Annotated in this window: 25 protein-coding genes; 16 read left to right on the top strand and 9 right to left on the bottom strand. The window is 67.5% G+C overall.

Annotated elements, in window-relative coordinates:
* Positions 1-11: 11 nt before the first annotated feature.
* The 4 genes from MTBLM5_RS10640 to MTBLM5_RS10625 form a co-directional block, all read right to left on the bottom strand.
* Entirely contained in the window at positions 12-788 is a 777-nt protein-coding gene (locus MTBLM5_RS10640) for an enoyl-CoA hydratase (RefSeq protein ID WP_173976088.1), read from the bottom strand.
* Between the two features lie 29 nt (positions 789-817).
* Complete coding sequence (locus tag MTBLM5_RS10635) at positions 818-1177, bottom strand: hypothetical protein (RefSeq protein WP_173976087.1); 360 nt, start codon at positions 1175-1177, stop codon at positions 818-820.
* 5 nt (positions 1178-1182) lie between these two features.
* Positions 1183-2025, bottom strand: coding sequence for a bifunctional DNA-formamidopyrimidine glycosylase/DNA-(apurinic or apyrimidinic site) lyase (gene mutM / locus MTBLM5_RS10630; protein WP_173976086.1), 843 nt, complete (start codon positions 2023-2025; stop codon positions 1183-1185).
* Between the two features lie 321 nt (positions 2026-2346).
* Positions 2347-3042 carry a chemotaxis protein gene (locus MTBLM5_RS10625; RefSeq protein WP_068496375.1) on the bottom strand — a complete coding sequence of 232 codons (696 nt, stop codon included), beginning with the start codon at positions 3040-3042 and terminating at the stop codon, positions 2347-2349.
* Positions 3043-3429: 387 nt separating this feature from the next.
* Here MTBLM5_RS10625 and MTBLM5_RS10620 point away from each other — a divergent pair, with 387 nt between their 5' ends.
* From MTBLM5_RS10620 to MTBLM5_RS10565, 12 genes are all read left to right on the top strand, one after another.
* The gene (locus tag MTBLM5_RS10620; protein WP_173976085.1) at positions 3430-4248 is read left to right on the top strand and encodes a phage capsid protein; all 819 of its coding nucleotides are present in this window, start codon (positions 3430-3432) and stop codon (positions 4246-4248) included.
* Positions 4249-4260: 12 nt separating this feature from the next.
* The gene (locus MTBLM5_RS10615) at positions 4261-4530 is read left to right on the top strand and encodes a hypothetical protein (protein WP_173976084.1); all 270 of its coding nucleotides are present in this window, start codon (positions 4261-4263) and stop codon (positions 4528-4530) included.
* A 64-nt stretch (positions 4531-4594) separates the two neighbouring features.
* Complete coding sequence (locus tag MTBLM5_RS10610) at positions 4595-5167, top strand: hypothetical protein (RefSeq protein WP_173976083.1); 573 nt, start codon at positions 4595-4597, stop codon at positions 5165-5167.
* Positions 5164-7089 carry a hypothetical protein gene (locus MTBLM5_RS10605; RefSeq protein ID WP_173976082.1) on the top strand — a complete coding sequence of 642 codons (1926 nt, stop codon included), beginning with the start codon at positions 5164-5166 and terminating at the stop codon, positions 7087-7089. Before MTBLM5_RS10610 ends, MTBLM5_RS10605 begins: the two co-directional genes overlap by 4 nt.
* 11 nt (positions 7090-7100) lie before the next feature.
* Positions 7101-8789, top strand: coding sequence for a hypothetical protein (locus tag MTBLM5_RS10600; RefSeq protein WP_173976081.1), 1689 nt, complete (start codon positions 7101-7103; stop codon positions 8787-8789).
* Between the two features lie 66 nt (positions 8790-8855).
* Positions 8856-10697: a hypothetical protein gene (locus MTBLM5_RS10595; protein WP_173976080.1), complete on the top strand. Its 1842-nt coding sequence runs from the start codon at positions 8856-8858 to the stop codon at positions 10695-10697.
* Between the two features lies 1 nt (position 10698).
* Complete coding sequence (locus tag MTBLM5_RS10590) at positions 10699-10968, top strand: hypothetical protein (protein ID WP_173976079.1); 270 nt, start codon at positions 10699-10701, stop codon at positions 10966-10968.
* Between the two features lie 322 nt (positions 10969-11290).
* On the top strand, positions 11291-11602 hold the full coding sequence (locus MTBLM5_RS10585; RefSeq protein WP_173976078.1) for a hypothetical protein: 312 nt from the start codon (positions 11291-11293) through the stop codon (positions 11600-11602).
* Entirely contained in the window at positions 11599-13086 is a 1488-nt protein-coding gene (gene terL / locus MTBLM5_RS10580) for a phage terminase large subunit (protein WP_173976077.1), read from the top strand. Before MTBLM5_RS10585 ends, terL begins: the two co-directional genes overlap by 4 nt.
* A gap of 20 nt (positions 13087-13106) precedes the next feature.
* Positions 13107-13412: a hypothetical protein gene (locus MTBLM5_RS10575; RefSeq protein WP_173976076.1), complete on the top strand. Its 306-nt coding sequence runs from the start codon at positions 13107-13109 to the stop codon at positions 13410-13412.
* A complete protein-coding gene (locus MTBLM5_RS10570; protein WP_173976075.1) occupies positions 13409-13879 on the top strand; it encodes a cell wall hydrolase in 471 nt (156 codons plus the stop codon). The genes MTBLM5_RS10575 and MTBLM5_RS10570 overlap by 4 nt, the downstream gene beginning before the upstream one ends.
* A 2-nt stretch (positions 13880-13881) precedes the next feature.
* Positions 13882-14382, top strand: a complete 501-nt coding sequence (locus MTBLM5_RS10565; RefSeq protein ID WP_371814011.1) for a 3TM-type holin — start codon at positions 13882-13884, stop codon at positions 14380-14382.
* On the opposite strand, the gene MTBLM5_RS10560 is transcribed toward MTBLM5_RS10565, so the two are convergent.
* Positions 14383-15774: a tetratricopeptide repeat protein gene (locus MTBLM5_RS10560; protein ID WP_254430990.1), complete on the bottom strand. Its 1392-nt coding sequence runs from the start codon at positions 15772-15774 to the stop codon at positions 14383-14385.
* A gap of 136 nt (positions 15775-15910) precedes the next feature.
* Between MTBLM5_RS10560 and MTBLM5_RS10555 the strand changes: the two genes are divergently transcribed.
* The 4 genes from MTBLM5_RS10555 (at position 15911) to MTBLM5_RS10540 (ending at position 20262) form a co-directional block, all read left to right on the top strand.
* A complete protein-coding gene (locus tag MTBLM5_RS10555) occupies positions 15911-16354 on the top strand; it encodes a ligand-binding protein SH3 (protein ID WP_173976074.1) in 444 nt (147 codons plus the stop codon).
* Between the two features lie 88 nt (positions 16355-16442).
* Positions 16443-17792, top strand: a complete 1350-nt coding sequence (locus MTBLM5_RS10550; RefSeq protein ID WP_173976073.1) for a pitrilysin family protein — start codon at positions 16443-16445, stop codon at positions 17790-17792.
* Positions 17789-19075 carry a pitrilysin family protein gene (locus tag MTBLM5_RS10545; protein WP_173976072.1) on the top strand — a complete coding sequence of 429 codons (1287 nt, stop codon included), beginning with the start codon at positions 17789-17791 and terminating at the stop codon, positions 19073-19075. Before MTBLM5_RS10550 ends, MTBLM5_RS10545 begins: the two co-directional genes overlap by 4 nt.
* Positions 19076-19128: 53 nt before the next feature.
* On the top strand, positions 19129-20262 hold the full coding sequence (locus MTBLM5_RS10540; protein ID WP_173976071.1) for a GGDEF domain-containing protein: 1134 nt from the start codon (positions 19129-19131) through the stop codon (positions 20260-20262).
* Here the strand turns inward: MTBLM5_RS10540 and MTBLM5_RS10535 are convergent.
* Genes MTBLM5_RS10535 through ihfB form a run of 4 tightly spaced genes read right to left on the bottom strand, consistent with a single transcriptional unit; the run spans position 20237 to position 22197 of the window.
* Positions 20237-20875: a phosphoribosylanthranilate isomerase gene (locus tag MTBLM5_RS10535; protein WP_173976070.1), complete on the bottom strand. Its 639-nt coding sequence runs from the start codon at positions 20873-20875 to the stop codon at positions 20237-20239. The genes MTBLM5_RS10540 and MTBLM5_RS10535 overlap by 26 nt on opposite strands.
* Positions 20872-21579 carry an orotidine-5'-phosphate decarboxylase gene (gene pyrF, locus MTBLM5_RS10530; RefSeq protein WP_173976069.1) on the bottom strand — a complete coding sequence of 236 codons (708 nt, stop codon included), beginning with the start codon at positions 21577-21579 and terminating at the stop codon, positions 20872-20874. The genes MTBLM5_RS10535 and pyrF overlap by 4 nt, the downstream gene beginning before the upstream one ends.
* A 24-nt stretch (positions 21580-21603) precedes the next feature.
* Positions 21604-21903, bottom strand: coding sequence for a lipopolysaccharide assembly protein LapA domain-containing protein (locus MTBLM5_RS10525; RefSeq protein WP_173976068.1), 300 nt, complete (start codon positions 21901-21903; stop codon positions 21604-21606).
* Positions 21904-21912: 9 nt separating this feature from the next.
* Entirely contained in the window at positions 21913-22197 is a 285-nt protein-coding gene (gene ihfB, locus MTBLM5_RS10520) for an integration host factor subunit beta (RefSeq protein ID WP_068498288.1), read from the bottom strand.
* Between the last annotated feature and the right edge of the window lie 29 nt (positions 22198-22226).

Here is a 22226-nt window from a genome sequence, read left to right as displayed (position 1 = left end):
TTCATCTTGGTTTAGCGATTCTTGAAGGACGGCGTGCGCTTTTCGGCGAAGGCGGCCATGCCTTCCTTCTGATCCTCGGTGGCGAAGGTCGAGTGGAACAGCCGGCGCTCGAACTTGACGCCCTGGGTCAGGGTGGTCTCGAAGGCGGCGTTGACCGATTCCTTGCACAGCATGACCACCGGACGGCTCATCTCGGCGATGCGCTCGGCGACCTTGATGGCCTCGTCCACCAGATCGGCGGCGGGGATGATGCGGCTGACCAGGCCGGCGCGCTCGGCCTCGGCGGCGTCCATCATGCGGCCGGTCAGGCACATTTCCATCGCCTTGGCCTTGCCGACGGCGCGGGTCAGGCGCTGGGTGCCGCCAGCACCCGGAATGGTGCCGATGGTGATTTCCGGCTGACCGAACTTGGCGGTATCGGCGGCCAGGATGAAGTCGCACATCATCGCCATCTCGCAGCCGCCACCCAGGGCATAGCCGGCCACCGCCGCGATCACCGGCTTGCGGCACTTGGTCACCTGTTCCCAGCCGTTGGTGATGAAGTCGGCCAGATAGACGTCCATGTAGGACTTGGTGGCCATCTCCTTGATGTCGGCACCGGCGGCGAAGGCCTTTTCCGAGCCGGTCAGCACGATGGCGCCGATCTCGTTATCGGCCTCGAAGGCGTCCAGCGCGGCACCCAGCTCGCGGATCAGGGCGGCGCACAGCGCGTTCAGCGCCTTCGGCCGGTTCAGGGTGATCAGGCCGACGGGGCCGCGGGTCTCGACCAGGATGTTTTCGTAGGGCATGGGTCTTGATGCTCCCTTTGTGGGCGGTTCTATTCGGGGGAAATGGTGAAATGGACAAGGGTCTGGCGCCCGTCGGGCCGGGCCTCGATGGTCAGCACTTCGGCGTCGCGGCGATAGCGGGCGTCGCCGGCCTTGGACCAGCCCAATTGCGGCAAGGTCTCGGCATAGAAGGACAAGATGTCGGCGGCCTTGGCGCCCGAGCGGGCCATGGCCTCGACGATGCGGCCCTGGGGGGTGTCGAACGACAGACCGGCGCCGGCGACCTCGGTCAAGCCCGGCGCCAACGGCAGATCCTCATAGGCCGACAGGAAGGCGGCCCCTTGAGCGCCGGCCCCCGTTGCGGCGAAGGCCAGTCCCAGGGCGACCACGATGGCAGGAAGGATGCGCATGTCCGTCACGATTGCTTGTTGGCACAAAAGAAGGTCGATCGTCCGGCCTGGACGATGCGGGTGATGCCGCCGGTCCGCCCCACATCGCAGGTGCAGCCCGGGCAAGCCTCGCCCGCGCGATCATAAACCGCAAACGAATGCTGAAAATAGCCCAGTTCGCCGTCGGGCCGCACATGATCCTTCAACGACGAGCCGCCGGCGGCGATCGCCTCGGTCAGGACCGCCTTGATGGCCGGGACCAGTCGGGCGATTTCCGCCTTCTTCAGCGAGCCGGCGGCGCGCGTCGGCAGGATGCCGGCACGAAAACAGCTTTCCGAAACATAGATGTTGCCCAGGCCGGCCACCACCGACTGATCCAGCAGCGCCACCTTGATCGGCGTCGCCTTGCTGTTCAGGGCAGCACCCAGCACGGCCGGGGTGAAATCCTGGTCCAGCGGCTCGGGCCCCAGGGCAGCCATCAATGGATGGGCAGCCAATTGATCGATCGTGCACAAATCCAGAAGCCCGAAGCGGCGCGGATCGCAAAAGGTCACCGTCACCCCCTGGTCGGTGACGAACAGCACATGGTCGTGCTTGCCCGGCGGCTCGTTGCGCCCTTGCGAGATGACCATGCGCCCCGACATGCCCAGATGACCCAGCATCACCAGTCCGTCATCCAGGAAGACCTGCAGGTATTTGGCGCGCCGCCCCACCCGGTCGATCCGCCGGCCGGTCAGGCGAGGGGCGAAATCGGGCGGCAGAGGCTTTCTGAGGTCGGGCCGGCGGCACTCGACCCTGACCAGGGAGCGTCCTTCCCACACGGCGGCCAGTCCCCGCGCCACCGTCTCGACTTCGGGCAATTCAGGCATGGCGGCAGCTTGCGGGAAAAGTGCCGGCCCGGCAAGGGGGGCGAAAAAAGCCCTTGACCGGCCCGGCCCGTTTGTTCTATATACGTTCCTGTCACCGCCACACTTGCGTCCAGGCCGCAGACATGACAAAGGGCCCGAGGCTGATCCAGCCCCGGGCCCTTCGTCATTTCCACTAGACCATCGAGCGCCAAATATGGCGCACGATGGTCTCATTTGATGATTGCCCCTCACCGGGCGCGGCCATCCGGCCGCTTGGCCGCTCGCTCAACGCTCGCCGGAGCGCCGCGCCTCACAATTGAGGATCGGCGCTCTAGGCGATTGTTAACCGCGCAGGCTTTGCAGATTCTCGATGCCCAGGCGACGCAGGCTGTCGACCTTTTCCAGGGCCCGGCGAACGGCGTCCGAAGCGTCGTCGATCATGGTCCGCAGATTATCGACATAGCGGCGCATGGTGTCGGACACCGTGCGGAATTCCTTTTCGTGGACGCCGGCGGCGGCGGCCTCGATGGCGATGTTGGTCGCGATCGAGTCCGACTGGCTGACCACTTCCTCGACGCCATGGGCGCGGCGCGACAATTCCTCGACATTGGTCGAGAGGTCGTCGAGCTTGTCGACCAGCGAGCGCATCATCTCGGCGAAAGCGACGCTTTCGGCGCCGCCCTGGCCGGATTCTTCCAGGGCGCGCAACTGCTTCAGCTCGTCCTCGATCTTTTCCGACAAGGTGTCGGTGCGCAGGCGCAGCTGGTTCATCTCGCCGCGGATCTGGGCCAGGCGATTGACCAGTTCGCGGGTGTATTGGGTAAGCGCCCGAACCGCGCGGCCCTTGTCGCCGGCCCGGCCGGCGGCCAGCTCGGCGTTGAGCGACAAGATGCGAAGGTTCTCGGCCAACTCGTCGAGTTCGCCGAAGGCATGGAAAGCCCGCCGGCAATCACTGAGCAGGGCGTTGGCCCGCGCCTCAATGCGCTCGGTGCGCTGGGTGCCGGAAATGCTGCGCGCCGTTGGTTCGACTTGATTCATGACGATCCGCTGTTCCCCACGTTGACCGGCGGGCGCCCCGCCTGACCACCGATCATATCCGTTTTCACCGCTGGCGACAGGGGGAATTTTCTGCCCCTCCCCCTGTTCGCGAGGGCAGGCTGCTCGAACCGCTTTTCCCGGTCGCCGAGCGCCGCTCTCCCCGCCCCGCGCGCCTGTCCATGGGCCGCGCGGGGCGGGTCCGAAAGTTGGTCACCCTTTCCACCCGCCGGAGAACCGGACCGGATGCCCTTTCGCATCCCGGAACGGCCCGGCGGGTGGCTTCTCACGCGCCTCCCGACGGCGGCCCGGCCATCCCGGGTGCTTGGGCCAGAACCGGCCGGGGGGCGCGCCCTTACGATCCATTCCACCAATGAAGGATGTGAACCCATGTCGACGACCGTCATCAACAATTACTCCAAGGAATACGGCGCCCAGGTCCATGCCGCCTATCAGCGCCAGGGCACCAAGCTCCGGAACACCGTCCGCGCCCGCAACAGCGTCAAGGGCGCCATCGCGGTGTTCTCGAAGGTTGGCAAGGGTACCGCCAGCACCAAGGCCCGCCACGGCAAGGTGCCGGTGATGAATGTCGAGCACGATTCGGTCGAGTGCCAGCTGTACGATTATTACGCTGGCGACTGGCTGGACAAGCTGGACGAACTGAAGGTCGAGCACGACGAGCGCGCCGTGCTGGTCAATGCCGGCGCCTATGCGCTGGGCCGCAAGACCGACGAGCTGATCATCACCGAACTGGACAAGTCCACCAACTACGCGCTGGACGGCACCACCGCCCTGACCAAGGCCAAGGTCCTGGCCGCCTTCGAGATGCTGGGCGAGGCCGACGTCCCCGACGACGGCGAACGCACCGCGATCATCGGCTGGAAGCAATGGTCCGACCTGCTGCAGATCCCGGAATTCGCCGACGCCGATTATGTCGGCGACGAGGACCTGCCGTGGAAGGGCACCCAGGCCAAGCATTGGCTGGGCACCCTGTGGATGCCCCATTCCGGCCTGACCAAGTCGGGCGGCGTGCGCCATTGCTACTGGTACCACAAGAGCGCCGTGGCCCACGCCGTCGGCTCCGAGGTCAAGAGCGAGATCACCTACCACGGCGACCGCGCCGCGTGGTTCTGCAACAACATGATGAGCCAGGGCGCGGTTCTGGTCGATCCGGCCGGCGTCGTTTCGCTGCGCTGCCTCGAATCCTAAGGAGCAACGCGTATGGCTTACCAATCCAAGGACCTGTCGGTGCTGGCCTATGCCAACGGCTTCACGCTGTGGCACTACACCACCGCCGACACCGCCGCTTCGGTCGATACCGCCGGCTATTTCAACCCGGCCGTCGACATGCTGCGCGCCGGCGACATCATCATCGCCAACGTCGAGACCTCCGGCACCACCAAGGGCGGCCTGTTCTTCGTGTCGCAGGCGGCCTCGGGCGTGGTCGATGTCAACGACATGACCCAGATCGGCGCCACCGACGCCGATTGACCGTGACCGGACCCGGCGGGATCGCCCCGCCGGGTCTTTTCATCCCCAACCCAGGAGACCCGCCATGGCCCTGTCCGCCATCGCGCTGTGTTCGCGCGCCCTTTTGAAACTGGGGGCGGCGAGCATCGCCTCGTTCGACGAAGGCACCGCCGAGTCGGAAGTCTGCGCCAACCTCTATCCCGCGCTCCGCGACGCCATGCTGTCGTCGCATCCGTGGAATTTCGCCACCGGCCAAGCCACGCTTCCTCTGCTGGCCGCCGCCCCGGTCGCCGATTACAGCTGTGCCTACCAGCTTCCCGCCGATTTCCTGCGGGCCTTGTCGGCCGGCCTGGGGGCCCGGGGCTTCGGCCTGGATTACCGCATCGCCGAGAACCGCCTGCATTGCAACGTCGAGGACGGCGTGGTGCTGACCTATGTGTTCCGCCCGGCCGAGTTGAACTTCCCGCCCTTTTTCGATCAGGCGCTGATCGCCCGGCTGGCCGCCGAGTTCTGCATCCCCCTGACCGAAAGCACGACGCGGGCCGAATTCCTGCACCGACTGGCCGAGGACGAGTTCCGCCGCGCCAAGCTGATCGACGGCCAGCAGGACGTGCCCAGCGCCATCTCCAGCTTCCCGCTGGTGGAGGTGCGGTCATGAGCGGCCTGGTCACCATCACCAAGACGAACTTCACCGCCGGCGAGCTGAGCCTGGACATGCTGGGGCGCGGCGACGTCGCCGCCTATGCCAATGGCGCCCGGACCCTGATGAACGTCTTCATCGCGCCCATCGGCGGGGTGTCGCGCCGCTTCGGCACCCGCTTCATCGACCAGGCCCGCGGCCCCGGCCGGCTGATCGCCTTCGAGTTCAACACCGAGCAGACCTATCTGGTGGTCCTGACCGATGCCCATGCCGACATCTACGCCGATGACGTCAAGGTCGCCGATTTCGCCACGCCGTGGAGTGCCGCTCAACTGGCCCAGATCAGTTGGACCCAGACCGCCGACACGCTTTTGGTGGTCCATCCCGATGTCGCGCCCCGCAAGATCACCCGCACCGCGCACGATTCCTGGACCGTCGAGGGCTGGACCTTCTATCGCGACGATTCCGACGACGATGACGATATCGACGATGTCGGGGTGATCCAGCAGCCCTATCACAAGTTCGGCCGCGACGAGGTGACCATGACACCGTCGGGGACCACCGGCTCCATCACCCTGACGGCGTCGGCCGCCACCTTCCTGGCCGACCATGTCGGCACCCGCTTCCGCCTGCAGGGCAAGGAGGTCGAGATCACCGAAATCGTCTCGCCCACCCAGGCCAACGCGGTGACCAAGCAGAATCTGGTCAATGCCAGCGCCAGCAAGGATTGGGAAGAACAGGCACTGAGCCCGGTGCGCGGCTGGCCGGTATCGATCTGCTTCCACCAGGACCGCCTGGTGATCGGCGGCAGCCGCGATCTGCCCAACCGGCTGTGGCTGTCGAAATCGTCGGACCTGTTCAATTTCGACCTGGGCGAGGGGCTGGACGACGAAGCCATCGAGTTCGCCCTGCTGTCCGATCAGGTCAACGCCATCCGCGCGGTGTTTTCCGGCCGGCACCTGCAGGTCTTCACCTCGGGCGCCGAATGGATGGTGTCGGGAGAACCGCTGACGCCGACCAAGATCCAGCTGACCCGGCAGACCCGGGTCGGCTCGCCGATCGACCGCACGGTGCCGCCCCGGGACGTCGATGGCGCCACCTTGTTCGTGTCGAGAAGCGGCAAGGACCTGCGCGAGTTCCTGTTCGCCGACGTCGAGCAGGCCTATCAGGCCACCGATCTGGCGATGTTTTCCAAGCACGTCATGACCGGCGCCGTCGATCAGGATTACGATGCCGGGCGCCGGCTGTTCCATGTGGTGATGGCCGACGGCACGCTTGCCACCGTCACCATCTTCCGGGCCGAGAAGGTCACCGCCTGGACCCGCCACGACACCGACGGCGCCTTCAAGGCGGTGGCGGCGGTGGAAGAGCAGGTCTATCTGCTGGTCGAGCGGGCGGGCACCACCCTGATCGAGCGCTTCGACGACGACATCCGCCTGGATTGCGCCCTTGAGGGCCAGTCGAGCGAGCCCAAGACCGTCTGGACCGGCCTGGACCACCTGGAGGGACGCACCGTCCGGGTGCTGGCCGACCACGGCTCGATCAGCAGCCATGTGGTCGCCGGCGGCGCCGTCACCTTGGCCGAGCCGGCCTTGCACATCCAGGCCGGCCTGGCCTTCACCCACGTCATCGAGCCCTTGCCGCCGGTGGCCCAAGGCGCGGATGCCGGCGATTCGGTGCGGCTGGTCTCGGCGGGCTTTCGCCTGCTCGACACCCAGGCTCTGCATCTCGACACCGGACGCGGCACCACGCCCATCGCCTTTCGCCGCTATGGCCGCGACAGCCTGGATGCCGCGCCCCCAACCTTCTCGGGCGACGTCAAGGTTCGCGCCATCGGCTGGAGCCGCGACGTCATGAAACCGCTGTGGCGCATCGCCCAGGACGTGCCGCTTCCATGCACCGTACTGGCGGTGGCGACCGAAATGAAACTCTCAGGCTAAGAGAACAAATCATGATCGAACACATCCAGATCAACCCGGTCGCCCCGCGCGTGGCCTATGCCGCCGACGGCGTCCAATCGGCCTTCACCTATCCGTTCGCCATCTTCGCCCCCGCCGACATCGAGGTCTGGCTGGACGATATCCGCCAGAATTCGGGCTTCTCGGTCTCGGGCGCGGGCATCTCGACCGGCGGGGCGGTCCTGTTCGCGGTCCCGCCGGCCGCAGGCTCCCGCGTCACCTTGCGCCGCCGCCTGGCCATCGGCCGAACCAGCGACTTTCAGGCCGACGGCATCATCCGCGCCAAGACCCTGAACGACGAGTTCGATCTGCAGGTCGCCGACGATGCCGGCCGCGCGGTGGTCCGCGCCGTCACCAGCGCCTCGACCGCCGACCTGACCCTGCCCGAACCGGCACCGGGCCAGGCCATCGGCTGGAACGCCGACGGCACCGGCCTAGCCAACGATCCGGGCGACCTGCAAGCCAAGGCCACCATCGCCACCCAGCAGGCGGCCATCGCCACCACCGCCCGGCAGGCGGCCGAAGCCGCCGCCGCCCAGGCCGAAGCCGCCGCCGCAGCCGCCAGTGGCGACATGCGCCGTGCCAACAACTTATCGGACATGACCGATTTCAGTGCGGCACGGGCCCATCTGGGGGTGGCCGCCTCCAGCCACGGCCATGTCGCCGCCGACCTTACCGACTTCACCGCCGCCGTGCAGGCGGTGATCGACCAGCAGCCGGCCGACGCGAGCGACGCACGGCTGGCCTTCCTGGAAATCAACCTGGCGGTCAACACGCTGCGCGACCAGATCGACACCGGCTGGTCGGTTCTGAAGATGGCCGGCGGCGTTGCCGACGAGTTCGAGGATACCAGCGGCATCGGCTCCAGCGACGGCACCTACGACACCGCCGGGGACTACATTCACAACCCCGGCACCGCAAGCGCCGCCGCCATTCTGACTGGGGCGTCGGCGACCGGGTCCTATGGAGCTTTGCCGTCCGACACCATCGACGGAACGCTGGGCGCCGAGTTCGGCTGGCTGGGAACCGGATATTCCGGCAAGGAAATCCGCTATGACGCCGGGTCCGCGATCTCGGCGTCTAAAATCCGCCAATACACGACGACGGCGTCCACCTGTGTCGCCGGCTGGGAATTGTACGGCGGCAACAACGCCGACTACACCACCGGTCGAACCCTGGTGGCGTCGTCGGCGTCGTCCGGCGCCTTCGCCAACAGCGACGGGTGGCAGGAGAAATCCTTCACCGCCTCTACGCCCTACCGCTATTGGGCGGTCGTCCCGACCTCGGGGACCAATGGCGTCAACACCGCCAACCATCCCAATCTGATCGAATTCGAGCTGTGGAAGGCGGCCGGAGCCCCGACCAACATCACCGTCGTCTCGGCCGCGACGGCGGCCCTGGCCGGCGCCAGCGACACCGAGGCCCGCATCGTGCTTTTGCACCAGCCGGTCGATCCGGTCACGCTGAACACCGACGTCACCATCGAGGTCAGTCGCGACAACGGCACCAGTTGGACCGCCGGCGCGCTGACCCTTCAGGGCGCCTTCGACGCCACCACCAACATCCTGACCGCCACCATCGACCTGTCGGGCCAGCCGCCCGGCACGTCGATGAAATGGCGGTTCAGGACCCTCAACGCCAAGGAACAGCGCCTGCACGGCGTGTGGATGCAGTGGCGTTGAGCCGCCCCGCAAGGCGAACCCCTGCCCGCCGGATGACCCGGCGGGCATTTTCTTAGGAGAAGCATCATGGCTCAATCCAACGAGTATATCGCCGACGGCAACACCCGTCTGTTCGCGTTCCGCTTTCCCGCCTTCGAGCAGTCCGACTTGTCGGTCAGCCTGAACGGCACGCCCCAGCTGACCGGCTGGAGCGCGCTGGGCCTGGGCGGTGGCAATGGCGGCGCCATCGAGTTCGTCTCCGCGCCGACCAGCGGCCAGGTGGTCCTGATTGCCCGCAACAAAATTCCGCCGCAGGTGGCCTATCTGGTCCAGGACGAGAACCTGGCCGACCTGCAGGACAAGGCGGTCGCCCGCGTCAATCTGGGGGTCTATTCCACCAGTCAGACCGACGCGGCCATCAATACGGCCGCTGGTGCGGTCACCACCTCGTCGCTGCAGAAGGCCGCCAACCTGAGCGACGTCGCTGATGTCGCCACCGCGCGGGCCAATCTGGGCGTGCCGGCCGCCGCCGACACCTACACCAAGACCCAGACCGACGCGGCCATCGGTTCGGCCGCTGGTGCGGTCACCGCCTCGTCTCTGCAAAAGGCCGCCAACCTGAGCGACGTCGCCGACGCAGCCCAGGCGCGGGCCAATCTGGGCGTGCCGGCCGCCGCCGACACCTACACCAAGACCCAGACCGACGCGGCCATCGGTTCGGCCGCTGGTGCGGTCACCGCCTCGTCGCTGCAAAAGGCCGCCAACCTGAGCGACGTCGCCGACGCCGCCCAGGCGCGGGCCAATCTGGGCGTGCCGGACGCTGCCGACACCTACACCAAGACCCAGACCGACGCGGCCATCGGTTCGGCCGCTGGTGCGGTCACCGCCTCGTCTCTGCAAAAGGCCGCCAACCTGAGCGACGTCGCCGACGCAGCCCAGGCGCGGGCCAATCTGGGCGTGCCGGCCGCCGCTGACACCTACACCAAGACCCAGACCGACGCGGCCATCGGTTCGGCCGCTGGTGCGGTCACCGCCTCGTCTCTGCAAAAGGCCGCCAACCTGAGCGACGTCGCCGACGCCGCCCAGGCGCGGGCCAATCTGGGCGTGCCGGCCGCCGCCGACACCGACACCAAGACCCAGACCGACGCGGCCATCGGTTCGGCCGCTGGTGCGGTCACCGCCTCGTCTCTGCAAAAGGCCGCCAACCTGAGCGACGTCGCCGATGTAGCCACCGCGCGGGCCAATCTGGGCGTGCCGGCCGTCAGCCACGACCACCCCGCAAGCGCCATCGTGTCCGGCACGATCGATACCGCCCGGCTTGGCTCGGGTACGGCCAGCAATGGGACCTACCTGCGTGGCGACCAGACCTGGGCCGCGATATCGACGGGGACGTGGAGCTTCGTCGCGTCCTCGGCGATGAACAATGCGACCACGGTCGATTTCACCGGGCTTGCCCCAGGCTACGACTACCAGATGGTTATCAGTGACTATTACGCACCCTATGGGTCGTCGCTGGGTCTTTATCTGGGAACCGGAGCGTCGCCAACCTGGCACACCTCGCCGAACTACGCCTATGCGAATGTCTCGGCTTGGACCGACGGCTCCAACAATGGCGGGGGCCAGGGCGGAAACACCGTCGGCTGGTCGATTCCGTGCGGCGCCTGCCAGAACAGCAACGCGAGTTCATCCACCGGCGGCGGCTATGCCGTGGTCGAACTTTATGCCCCCGACACCAACGGCACATACAAGACCTTTTCGTTCCACGGCTTCGGCATTTACGGCGCGTCCACCCAATACACGTCTTTCAGCTCCGGCGCCGGCCGCCACAATGTGACGACCGGACCGGTCACGGGGTTGCGCCTGGTCTCCTATAGCGGCAACGTCGGGTACGGGACCGCCACCTTGTATCGCCGCAAGAGAAGCGCCTGACATGCGCCGCATTGAAATCGATATCTCGACCGGACAAGCCAGGGACGTTCCGCTGACCGTCGAGGAGATCACGGCGATCGAGCTTGCTCGCTCAATCGATCAGTCGATCGCCGCCAAGGCCGCGATCTTGCGCGACATCGCCGACATCGAGGCCACCATCACCAACCGTCGTCTGCGTGACGCCATTCTGACACCAGAAGGCCGGGATTGGCTGATGGCGACGGATCGAGCCATCGACTTGCTCCGGCGGCGACTGGCCAACGGCAATTGATCCCGAACCTCTTCACCCCATCCATCACGGAGAACCCGATGCCTCCCTTCCCCATCAATCCCGGCCACAAGCCGGTGAAGAACCCGAAGCCGCAGGTGCCGGCCCAGGGCTGATCGTTGTTCCCCCGCCTTCCAGCCCCGTTCCGGCCCAGCCGGAGCGGGGCTTTTCTTTGACCACCGGAGATCACCATGGCCCAGTTCCATGAAGACACCGTCACCGGAAACGGCAATTCCGACATCACCAACGCCTGATCGTTCTTCCATCGCCCCGCCCCGACATCACGTCGGGGCGGGGCTTTCCTTTCAGCCCCAAGGGGGAACCCATGCCCGACGATCTCGACACCCTGCGCGCCGAACTTCGGCGCACCTTGCCGGCGCGGATCAGCGCCGCACTCGAATCCTATGGGCGCTTCACCGCCGACGAGCCGCCGGCCGACGCCAAGGGCTTCGCCGCCTGGCAGGCTGCGGCCAAGGCGGCCCTGGCCCATGTCGAGGTGCTGGTCAAGCTGGCCCGCTGGGCCGACGGCCAGGATGGCGGAGCCGACCCGGCCGAGCCCAGCCTGGACGCCCTGTTGGCCGAGGCCCGCGCCTCCTTGTCCCTGCTGTCCAACGATGACGAGGAGGACGAGGAATGAAGCCGGCCGGCTTTCCCGAATTCCTGTGGATCTGGAACAACAAACTGGGTCTGCCGACGCCCCGCCATCATCTGCGCATGGCCCGCTGGCTGGCCGCCGGCTGGCGCGGCCATCGGCGCGAATTACTGCTGATGGCCTTTCGCAATTCCGGCAAGTCGACCATCGTCGGCCTGTTCTGCGCCTGGGTCCTGACCACCCAGCCCGACCTGCGCATCATGGTGCTGGCCGCCGACTTCGCCCTGGCGAAGAAGATGGTCAGAAACGTCAAGCGCATCGTCGAGCGCCACCCGCTGACGCAAGGGCTGAAGCCCAAGCGCCGCGAGCAATGGGCGTCGGATCAGTTCACCGTCAACCGGCCCGGCGAATTGCGCGATCCGTCGATGATCGCCAAGGGCATCGGCGCCAACATCACCGGCTCGCGCGCCGACATCTTGATCTGCGACGACGTCGAGGTGCCCAACACCTGCGACAGCGCGCCCAAGCGCGTCGATCTGCGCGAACGCCTGGCCGAGACCGACTATGTCCTGGTGCCGGGCGGGATGCAGCTTTACGTCGGCACGCCGCATTCGTTCTATACCATCTACGCGGCCGAGGCCCGGCCCGAGGCCGGCGAGACACGCCCGTTCCTGGACGGGTTCTCGCGTCTCGAGATTCCGCTGCAGGACGACAAGGGCCGCTCGGCCTGGCCCGAGCGTTTTCCGCCCGACAAGATCGCCGGAATCCGGCGACGCACCGGCCCCAACAAGTTCGACAGCCAGATGATGCTGAAGCCGGTCAACATCGCCGACGGCCGGCTGGACCCCGACCGCCTGCGCCTGTACGAGGCCGAGTTGGTCTATGCCGAGGGCAACCATCTGCCGGTGCTGTCGCTGGACGGCAAGCGCCTGGTGTCGGCGTCGTGCTGGTGGGACCCGGCCTACGGGGCGCCCGGCAAGGGCGATTCCAGCGTGATCGCCGCCCTTTATACCGATGCCGATGGCGGCTATTGGCTGCACCGGGTCAGTTACCTGACCCACGACCCGGCCCAGACCGACATCGACGAGGCGACCCAGCTGTGCCGCCAGGTCGCCCGCTTCGCCCGCGACTTGTTCCTGCCGGCGGTGTCGCTGGAAACCAACGGCCTGGGCCGCTTCCTGCCCGGCCTGTTGCGCCGCGAGCTGGCCGCCCAAGGCACGCCCTGCGCCGTGGTCGAAATGTCCAGCCATCGCGCCAAGGACCAGCGCATCGTCGATGCCTTCGACGCCGTTCTGGCCGCCGGCGCGCTGGCGGCGCACCGCTCGGTGTGGGCGACGCCCTTCATCACCGAGATGCGCGAATGGCTGCCCGGCGGCAAATGCCGCGACGACGGCCTGGACGCGGTGGCCGGCTGCCTGCTGGCCCAGCCGGTCCGCCTGGGCCGCCGCCCGACCGCCGGCGCGCTCGAACGTCGCGATTGGCGCCCGGGCGGGTCCGGACTGGTCGCCGACACCGACTTCACCCCCTGAACCCGACGGAGTTTCCCCCGATGGACCATTGGAGCACCGAATTGATGTGGTGGATCAGCGCCGTCGAATTGCCGGCGCTGGGCGGGCTGTTCTGGCTGATGTGGAGCAACCGCATCACCTGCGACGACCGCGACGACCAGATCGAGGACAAACTGGCGGTCGGCCTGGCGCAATTGCGCGAGGCGCTGTCCGCCTACAAGCTGGAAGTGGCCAAGAGCTATGCCACCACCGGCTATCTGAAGGATGTCGAGCGCCGCCTGACCGAGCATCTGGTGCGCATCGAGGCCAAGCTGGACGCCGTGCAGCACGGCGGGGGGCGGCCATGAGCGCCTTGCTGGTCGATATCGCGCTGACCCCCGATGCCGATCTGGGCCAGGGGCCGCCACCACCCGGCTCGTCGCTTGACGTCCTGGCCCGCACCCTGTGGGGCGAGACCCGCTCGGAATCCTTGCGGGCCAAGGAAGCCCTGGCCGCCCTGGTGGTCAACCGACTGCGCCATGCCGAAGCCATGGGCGGGCGCTATTGGTGGGGCAATTCCATCAATGAGATCTGTCGCCGCCCCGGCCAGTTCCCGTGCTGGAGCAAGCCCTGCCGCCTGTTGACGGTGACCATGGAGGACCGCGCCTTCCGCGTCGCGGTGCGCACGGCGCGCCGGGCGATGGCCGGCATCCTTGCCGACCCCACCGGCGGCGCCACCCACTGGCACCGCCAGACCGAGTTGCCGCCCTGGACCCGGGGACGCTTCCCCATGGCCGAGATCGGCCCCTTCCTGTTCTACGCCAATGTGGAGTGACGATGATGATTCCCGCCCTGATCGCCTCGGTCGGGCTGCCCCTGCTGGCGAAAGCCGTGGGGTCGGCCCTGGACGGCCTTGACCATCCCGCCGCCAAGACCGCATCCGCCGCCCTGGCCCAGGTCGGCCAGGCCTTGTCCGACCGCGCCATCACGCCCGAGCAGGTGGCCGAGGCCAACCGCCACCTGGAACGCATGACCGAACTGGACAGTATCGAGGCGCGGGCCGCCCTGGCCCAGGTCAACGCCTCGCTGCGTGCCGAAATCCGGTCCGAGGATTGGTATGTCCGCCGCTGGCGGCCGACCTTCGGCTATGCGGTGGCCATCACCTGGACCGCCACCATGGCCGCCATCGCCTGGGCCATCGTCGCCGAGCCGACCCAGGCGCCGGCCATCATCACCGCCCTGGTCAATACCAGCCCGATCTGGGGCATCGCCTTGGGCGTGCTGGGGGTGGCGGTGGTCAAGCGAAGCCAGGACAAGGCTGTCCAACCCCGTCCCTGATCAAGCAGGGGCCTTGGCTTGCCCCGCCCGCTTGTCGGCCACGGTCTTCAGCATCTCGGCCATACGGGCGACCGGGCCGTCGAAGTCGAAGGGATCGGCCTGGCGGAACAGCCGCATGGTCGGGTACCAGGCACTGCCCTCGCCCTCGTCCAGCCAGCGCCAATCCGACACATAGCGCAGCAGCATCCATACCGGCTTGCCCAGCGCGCCGGCCAGATGGGCGGCCGAGGTGTCGATGGTGATGATCAGGTCCAGTTCGGCCATCAGCGCGGCGGTATCGCCGAACGAGCCGATCAACGGGGCCAGATCGCGCACCAGGGCGCTGGCGCCATGGGTCGCCAGATCGGCGCTGCGCTCGCCCATCTGCAGGCTCCACACCGCCACGCGCGGGTCGGACAGCAGGGGCATCAGCTTGTCGAACGGCCACGACCGGTCGCGCGGCGTGGTCTTGCCGGCCCAGATCAGGCCGACATTGAGCACCGTGCCCGGCGGCCGGCCCAGATGGCTGGTCAAGGCGCGCGGCGGCCGCAGATAGGGTAACTGGACCGGGATGGTCTGCATGGTGGTGCCCAGCAGCCAAGCCAGGCTCATGATCGGCGTCCACAGATCGTAGGCCGGCGGCGGCGCCCCCTTGGGCACCACCGCATTCACCCCGGCGATGGCCCCGAACAGGTCCAGAAGCTCGGGCTGGCACTCGACCACCAGCCGCGCCCCCTTGCCGGCCAGCACCGGCAGGAAACGGGCGAATTGCAGGGCGTCGCCGAAGCCTTGCTCGGCGGTGACCAGCACCGTCTTGCCGGTGATGTCGGCGCCCGGCAGCCAGCGTGTGCCTTCGAACTTGCGTTCGGGCGAGCGGGCCAGGCGCCAGCGTGCCTCGTAGCCGGCGAAACCGGCTTCGTAATCTTGCAGATAAAGGTCCGACAGCGCCAAGTCCCACGCATAATCGCCGCTGTCGGGATGGTCGGCCACCAGCTTGGCGAAAATCGCCCGCGCCTCGGCATGCTGGCGGCGGTCGCGCAGCAGCAGCGCCAGATTATAGGCGAAGGACGCGTTCTCGGGCTGGGCCGCCGCCGCCTGGCGCAGGAAGCCTTCCGCCTCGATCAACTCGCCGGCCTCGCGCAGCGCGTTGCCCATGTTGGAATGAAGCGCGGGATCGGCACCGCCCAGGGCCAAGGCCCGGCGGTACGACGCCAGCGCCGCCACCACCTTGCCCTGCCGGCGCAGCGCCACCCCCAGATTCATGTGGGCCAGCGGCATGCCCGGATTCAGCAGAGCCGCGCGCGAGAACCCGCTGACCGCCGCATCGACGTCGCCGTCCGACCAGGCCCTGGCGCCATCGGCCAGGGCGCGCCCTGCTTCCAATTGTATCGAGGCCCGTGTCGGCTTGGTCAAACGCTTCCCCCCGGAGAGTTCGCCGCATTTTCGACCGCAAGCGTCCGCGACGCAAGGGGCAGATCATTCTCGCATCTTGATAATGCGTCTTAGTGCGTTATGTATATTAGAGTTCACTTTTGAAACGAGGCTCTCCATGTTGATTTCCGGCTTTCCGTCCGACGGCGTCATCACCGTCAACCGCGTCATCTTGAAGGACGGCTTCGACGTCGACGACCTGCAGGAGCGGGTCGCGCTGCTGTGCGAGAACGTCAAGACCTTCCATTCCGAAACCGGCTTCATCGGCGGCTTCGTGTGCCTGAATGCCGGCTTCATCTCGAACGAGGGCTCGACCGTCGGCCAGGCGGTGGAAAGCCCGCTGAAGGACCGCGAGGCGCTGATCGTCACCTTCTGGCGAAGCTTCGCCGAGCACGAGGCCTCGCATCGGTCCGAGACCTTCCAGCCGCTGTTCAAGGACGTGCTGGCGCTGTGCGAGAACGGCAACGAGGAAACCGGCTATCACCTGCTGTGGCAGGGAGCCGCCTATTCCGCCGAGGACGCCGCCAAGGCGCGCGCCGCCAAAAGCCAGTTCGCCGCTTGAGCCTGGACAAAAAGCGCGTACCCTTGCCTGTCCTTGACGCTTGCCCCATATCCGGGGCAAGCGGACCAGGATGTGATGCGGAGGATTGATGAGGTTTCTGGCCATTGCCCGCGCGGCGGCCCTGCTGACCGCGCTGGTGCCGGTGGCGGCCACCGCCGCCATCTTCGATCCCACCACCTACCAATTGGCCAACGGCATGCAGGTGGTGGTGGTGGAAAACCACCGCGCCCCCATCGTCAGCCATATGGTGTGGTACAAGGTCGGCGCCGCCGACGAACCGGCCGGCAAGTCGGGCATCGCCCACTTCCTGGAACATCTGATGTTCAAGGGCACGCCGGACATCGCCCCTGGCGAGTTCTCGAAGATCGTCGCCAGGAACGGCGGGCGCGACAACGCCTTCACCTCGTCGGACTACACCGCCTATTTCCAGAACATCGCCGCCGACCGCCTGGAAATGGTGATGCGCATGGAAGCCGACCGCATGCGCAACCTGACCCTGGACGATGCCCATGTCCGCTCCGAGCTGAAGGTGGTGCAGGAAGAACGCAGCTCGCGGACCGACAACAACCCGTCCGCCCTGCTGCACGAGCGGATGGAAGCGGCGCTTTACCTGACCCATCCCTATCGCCGCCCGGTCATCGGCTGGCCGGCCGAGCTGGCCGGGCTGACCCGCGAGGACGCGCTGGCCTTCTATCGGCGCTGGTACGCCCCCAACAACGCCATCCTGATCGTCGCCGGCGACGTGGTGCCGGAACAGGTCAAGGCGCTGGCCGACAAATATTACGCCCCCCTGAAGCCCGAGACACTCGAGCCCCGCCTCCGCGCCGCCGAACCGCCGCAGGCAGGCGCCCGCCGCATCGAACTCCGCGACGCCCGCGTCCGCCAGCCCAGCTGGATGCGCCAGCATGTCGCCCCCAGCTATGCCAGCGCCACCGACAAGACCCGGCCCTATGCCCTGCAGATTCTGGCCGAGGTCCTGGGGGGCGGCGCCACCAGCCGGCTTTACAAATCGTTGGTGGTCGAGCAGGGCCTGGCCGCCTCGGCCGGCGCCTGGTACGAGGCCGAAGCGCTGGATTGGGGCAGCTTCGGCATCAGCGCCAGCCCGCGCCCGGGAGTAGGCATGGACAAGCTGGAAACGGCGGTGCTGGCCGAGATCGCCCGCGTCGCCAAGGACGGCGTCACCGCCCCCGAGGTCACCCGTGCGCAAGCCCGCCTGAAGGCCGGAATCACCTTCGCCCGCGACAGCCTGCATACCGCGGCGCGCGTGCTGGGCGAGGCGCTGACCACCGGCCAGTCGGTCGCCGATGTCGAGGCCTGGCCCGAACGCATCGCCGCCGTCACGCCCGAGCAGGTGTCGCAAGCCGCGCGCGCCGTGCTGGACGAACGCGCCTCGGTCACCGGCCTGTTGTTGCCCGCCCAGCAGGAGACCCGCCGATGATCCGCCGTCTGCTTGTCGTCCTGGCCCTGCTGACGGCCTGGCCGGCCTACGCCGTCACCGTCGAACGGGTGGTCAGCCCCGGCGGTATCGAGGCCTGGCTGGTCCAGGACCATGCCAACCCGATCCTGGCGGTCGAAATCGCCTTTGCCGGCGGCGCCGCCATCGACGCCAAGCCCGGCACCGCCCACATGATGAGCGCCCTGCTGGACGAAGGGGCTGGCCCCTATGATTCCCAGGCCTTCCAGGGCAAGCTGGAGGATCTGGCCATCAGCCTGGGCTTCGATGCCGGCAAGGACCGCCTGCGCGGCCATCTGAAGACCCTCACCGAGCACCGCGACACCGCCTTCGAGCTGTTGCGCCTGGCCATGACCCAGCCCCGCTTCGACAAGGAGCCGGTGGAACGCATCCGCGGCCAGATCCTGGCCGGCCTGGCCCGCGAGCAGCAAAGCCCCGAGGCGCAGGCCTCGAAGGCGTGGTACCGCGCCGCCTTCCCCGATCACCCCTATGGCCGCCCGCTGAAGGGCGACGCCGCCAGCATCAAGGCCATCACCACCGCCGAGCTGAAGTCCTTCGCCAAGACCTGGCTTTCCCGCGAGGGCATGGTGATCGGCGTGTCCGGCGATATTACCCCGGCCGAGCTGGGGCCGCTGCTCGACCGCACCTTCGCCTCGCTGCCGGCCCGCCATCCGCCGATCAACGTCCCCGAGGCCGCAGCCTTCGGCGGTCGCACCGAACTGGTGGTCCTGGACAACCCGCAAAGTGTCGCGATGTTCGGGTCCGCCGGCATCAAGCGCGACGATCCCGACTGGTGGCCGGCCTATGTGGTCAATTACATCCTGGGCGGCGGCGGCTTCTCGTCGCGCCTGACCGAGGAAGTGCGCGAAAAGCGCGGCCTGGCCTATTCGGTCTATTCCTACCTGATGCCGTTCGATCGGGGCGGCATCGTCATCGGCGGCGTCGCCACCGAGAACGCCCGCATCAACACCTCGCTGGACCTGATCAAGGCCGAATGGCGCAGCATGGCCGAGCAAGGCCCGACCGAGACCGAACTGGCCAACGCCAAGACCTATCTGACCGGTTCGTTCCCGTTGTCGCTGGATTCCACCGCAGCCATCGCCGGCCTGATGGTGACCATGCAGACCGACAAGCTGGGACTGGACTATCTGGAACGGCGGAACGGCTTCATCGAGGCGGTGACCCTGGCCGACACGCGCCGCGCCGCCAAACGTCTGCTGGATGCCGACGCCTTGACCATCGTGGTGGCCGGGCGCCCGACCCCCTGACACCAGCCCCTTTTGGGGCTATGGTGGCGGGGGGTGAAGGAGCGGGTGGAATCATGGGCAACGCCGCGTGGTGGATAGCGACGACTGTGGCGGTGCTGGCGGCACTCGACACCATCTTGTTCGTCGAGGGCCTGAGCACCGGCGCCGTCTTGTTGCTGGGCACCCTGGTCAACATCCTGATCGCCGGCGGCGGCGCGGCGATGGTCCTGTGGACCCGGCGCGGCGCGGCCGTCAACGCCATGCTGGAAGAACGCGTCGCTGCCCGGACCGCCGAGTTCCGCGCTTCCGAGGCTCGGCTGCGCGCCTTCATCCAGGTGGCGCACGACGCCGTCATCGTCATCGACGGCCAGGGCCTCATCCAGGAATTCAACCCGGCCGCCGAGCGCATGTTCGGCTATCCCGCGACCGAGCTGATCGGCGGCACCGTCAACCGGCTGATGCCCGATCTGGTCGCCGCCAAGCATGATCAATATCTGCAGCAAAAGCACCCCACCGGGTTCCAGTTGATGGGACGCGGCCGCGAGATCATCGGACGGCGCGCCGACGGCAGCGAATTCCCCATCGAGGTCACCGTCGGCACCCATCGAATCGAAGGCACCACCTATCATGTCGGCCTGCTGCGCGACATCACCCGCCAGCGCGAGAAGGAACAGCGCCTGACCCGGCTGGCCACCACCGACAGCCTGACCGGCCTGTTGAACCGCCGCGCCTTCCTGGAAGCGGGAGAACGGATGATGGCCGATCGCGGCCACAAGCCGCTGACCGTGCTGATGCTGGATGCCGACCGCTTCAAAAGTGTCAACGACACCCACGGCCACGCCGTCGGCGACGAGGTGCTGAAGCGCCTGGCCAGCATCGTCGCCACCTCGGCCCGGGCCGACGACGCCGTCGGCCGGCTGGGCGGCGAGGAATTCGCCGTGCTTCTGCACAATACCGGGGTCGAGGGCGGCACCAACCTGGCCGACCGCATGCTGCACGCCGTCCGCACCGCCCAGATCGAGCTGGCCGGCGACCAGACGGTCAATTTCACCGTATCGATCGGCATCGCGTCGACCGCGACCGCGCACGATCTGTCGAGCCTGCTGCATCAGGCCGACCAGGCGCTGTACGCCGCCAAGAATTCCGGCCGCGATCGCCTGGTGGCGGTGACCGAGGAAACCGTTAAGACCCTTTCGCCGCCCGGATGAAGGCGCGGATCAGATCAGGGTCCTTGATGCCCGGGGCACTTTCCACCCCGGACGATACGTCCACCGCCTTGGCCCCGCTGATGCGGATCGCCTGGGCGACATTGGCCGGGGTCAGCCCGCCGGCCAGCATCCACGGCAGCCGGCACTTGAAACCCTGAAGGATGGTCCAGTCGAAGCTGACGGCGTTGCCGCCCGGCAGGTCCGACCCCTTCGGCGGCTTGGCGTCGAACAGCAGACGATCGGCCACCGGCACGAACAATTCGGCCCGTTCCAGGTCGGCAGCACCGGACACCGGGATCACCTTCATCACCGGCAGACCGAAATCAAGCCGTACCTGCTCGATGCGTTCGGGGCTTTCGTCGCCGTGGAACTGCAACAGGTCCAGACGCACCGTCGACAGCACCCGGTCCAGCAGGGCATCGTCGGGATCGACGAACAGTCCGACCTTGATGACGTCATCGGCGAATTGCAGGATTTCCGCGGCCGCATCGGGCTCGATGGCGCGCGGGCTTTTGGCGAAGAACACCAGGCCCAGATAGTCTGCGCCGGCTTCCAGGGCGGCATCGACAGTGTCGGCGTCGGTCAGTCCGCAGATCTTGACCTCGGTGCTCATACCCCCAGTTCCTCGGCGATGCGCCTGGCGGCGGCGGCCGGATCGGCGGCACCGGTGATGGGGCGGCCGATCACCAGGATGTCGGCGCCTTGGGCGCGGGCTTCCGACGGCGTCATGATGCGCTTCTGGTCGCCGGCTTCGGCCCAGGTCGGACGGATGCCCGGAACCACCAGCACGGTTTCCTTGCGCACCTGGGCGCGCAAGGCGGCTACTTCGTGCGGCGAGCAGACCAGCCCGTCGATCCCGGCCTGTTCCGCCAGATCGGCCAGGCGCTTGACCTGATCCAGCACGGACCCGCCATAACCGATGGCCGCCATTGCCGCCTGATCGATGCTGGTCAGGATGGTCACCGCCAGCACCTTGGCGGCCGGGCGGCCGACGCGGGCGGCTTCCTCGCGCGCCATATCGACCGCGGCCTTCATCATCGCCAGCCCGCCCGAGGCGTGGATGGTGGTCAGCCGGGGCGCCAGCCGGGCGACGCCCTTCATGGCGCCGGCGACGGTGTTGGGGATGTCGTGCAGCTTGAGGTCCAGGAACACCGGCATGCCCAGGCCGGCCACCGCCTCGATGCCGGCCGGGCCGTTGACCGAGAAGAATTCCAGCCCCAGCTTGACGCCGCCGACCAGCCCCTTGAGGCTGGTGGCCAGGGCGACGGCCTGGTTGATGTTGGTGGTATCGACGGCGACATAAACGGGATTGGGCATCGTGTTTCCCTTGGGGAAAAATGGTCAGGCGGCCGGCTTGACCTGGTCGGTCTGGGCCTGCTCGATCTGGCGCGTCAGCGATTCGGCGCGATGGCGCTGCTGGCGGGCGGCACGGCGCGCCCCATGGCCCGACAGCCAGGCGGCGGCCAGGCCGATCACCAGACCCAGGCCCAGGGCGCCCAGCACCGCCAGATAGACCGGCAAGTCCACCGACCACGGCAGCGGCCACAATTCCAGGCGAACCTCGTGCCGGTTGGCGACCGCGAACAGCGCCATCAGCGCCGCCAGCGGCAAGCCCACGATCCAACCGAGGAAACGCGCCATCGAGAAATCCTATTCGTCGGCGTTCAGCAACTCGCGCAGCTGCTTGCCGGTCTTGAAGAAGGGCACCGCCTTGGCGTCCACCGACACCTGCTCGCCGGTGCGCGGGTTGCGGCCCTGGCGAGGATCGCGGCTTTTGACGGAAAAGGCGCCGAAACCACGCAGCTCGACCCGGTCGCCACGCGACAGGGCGTTGGCGATCTCTTCGAAGATGGTGGTAACGATCCGTTCGACGTCGCGCTGGTAGAGATGGGGATTCTTCTCGGCCAGGCGGGCGATCAGCTCCGACTTGGTCATGCTGGGTCCGTTCTTTGGTCTGTCCTGCA

Origin of the sequence: Magnetospirillum sp. LM-5 (assembly GCF_902729445.1) — a bacterium.
In the GTDB taxonomy this organism is placed as follows: domain Bacteria; phylum Pseudomonadota; class Alphaproteobacteria; order Rhodospirillales; family Magnetospirillaceae; genus Magnetospirillum.
This window is presented reverse-complemented; position numbering and strand designations above follow the sequence as displayed.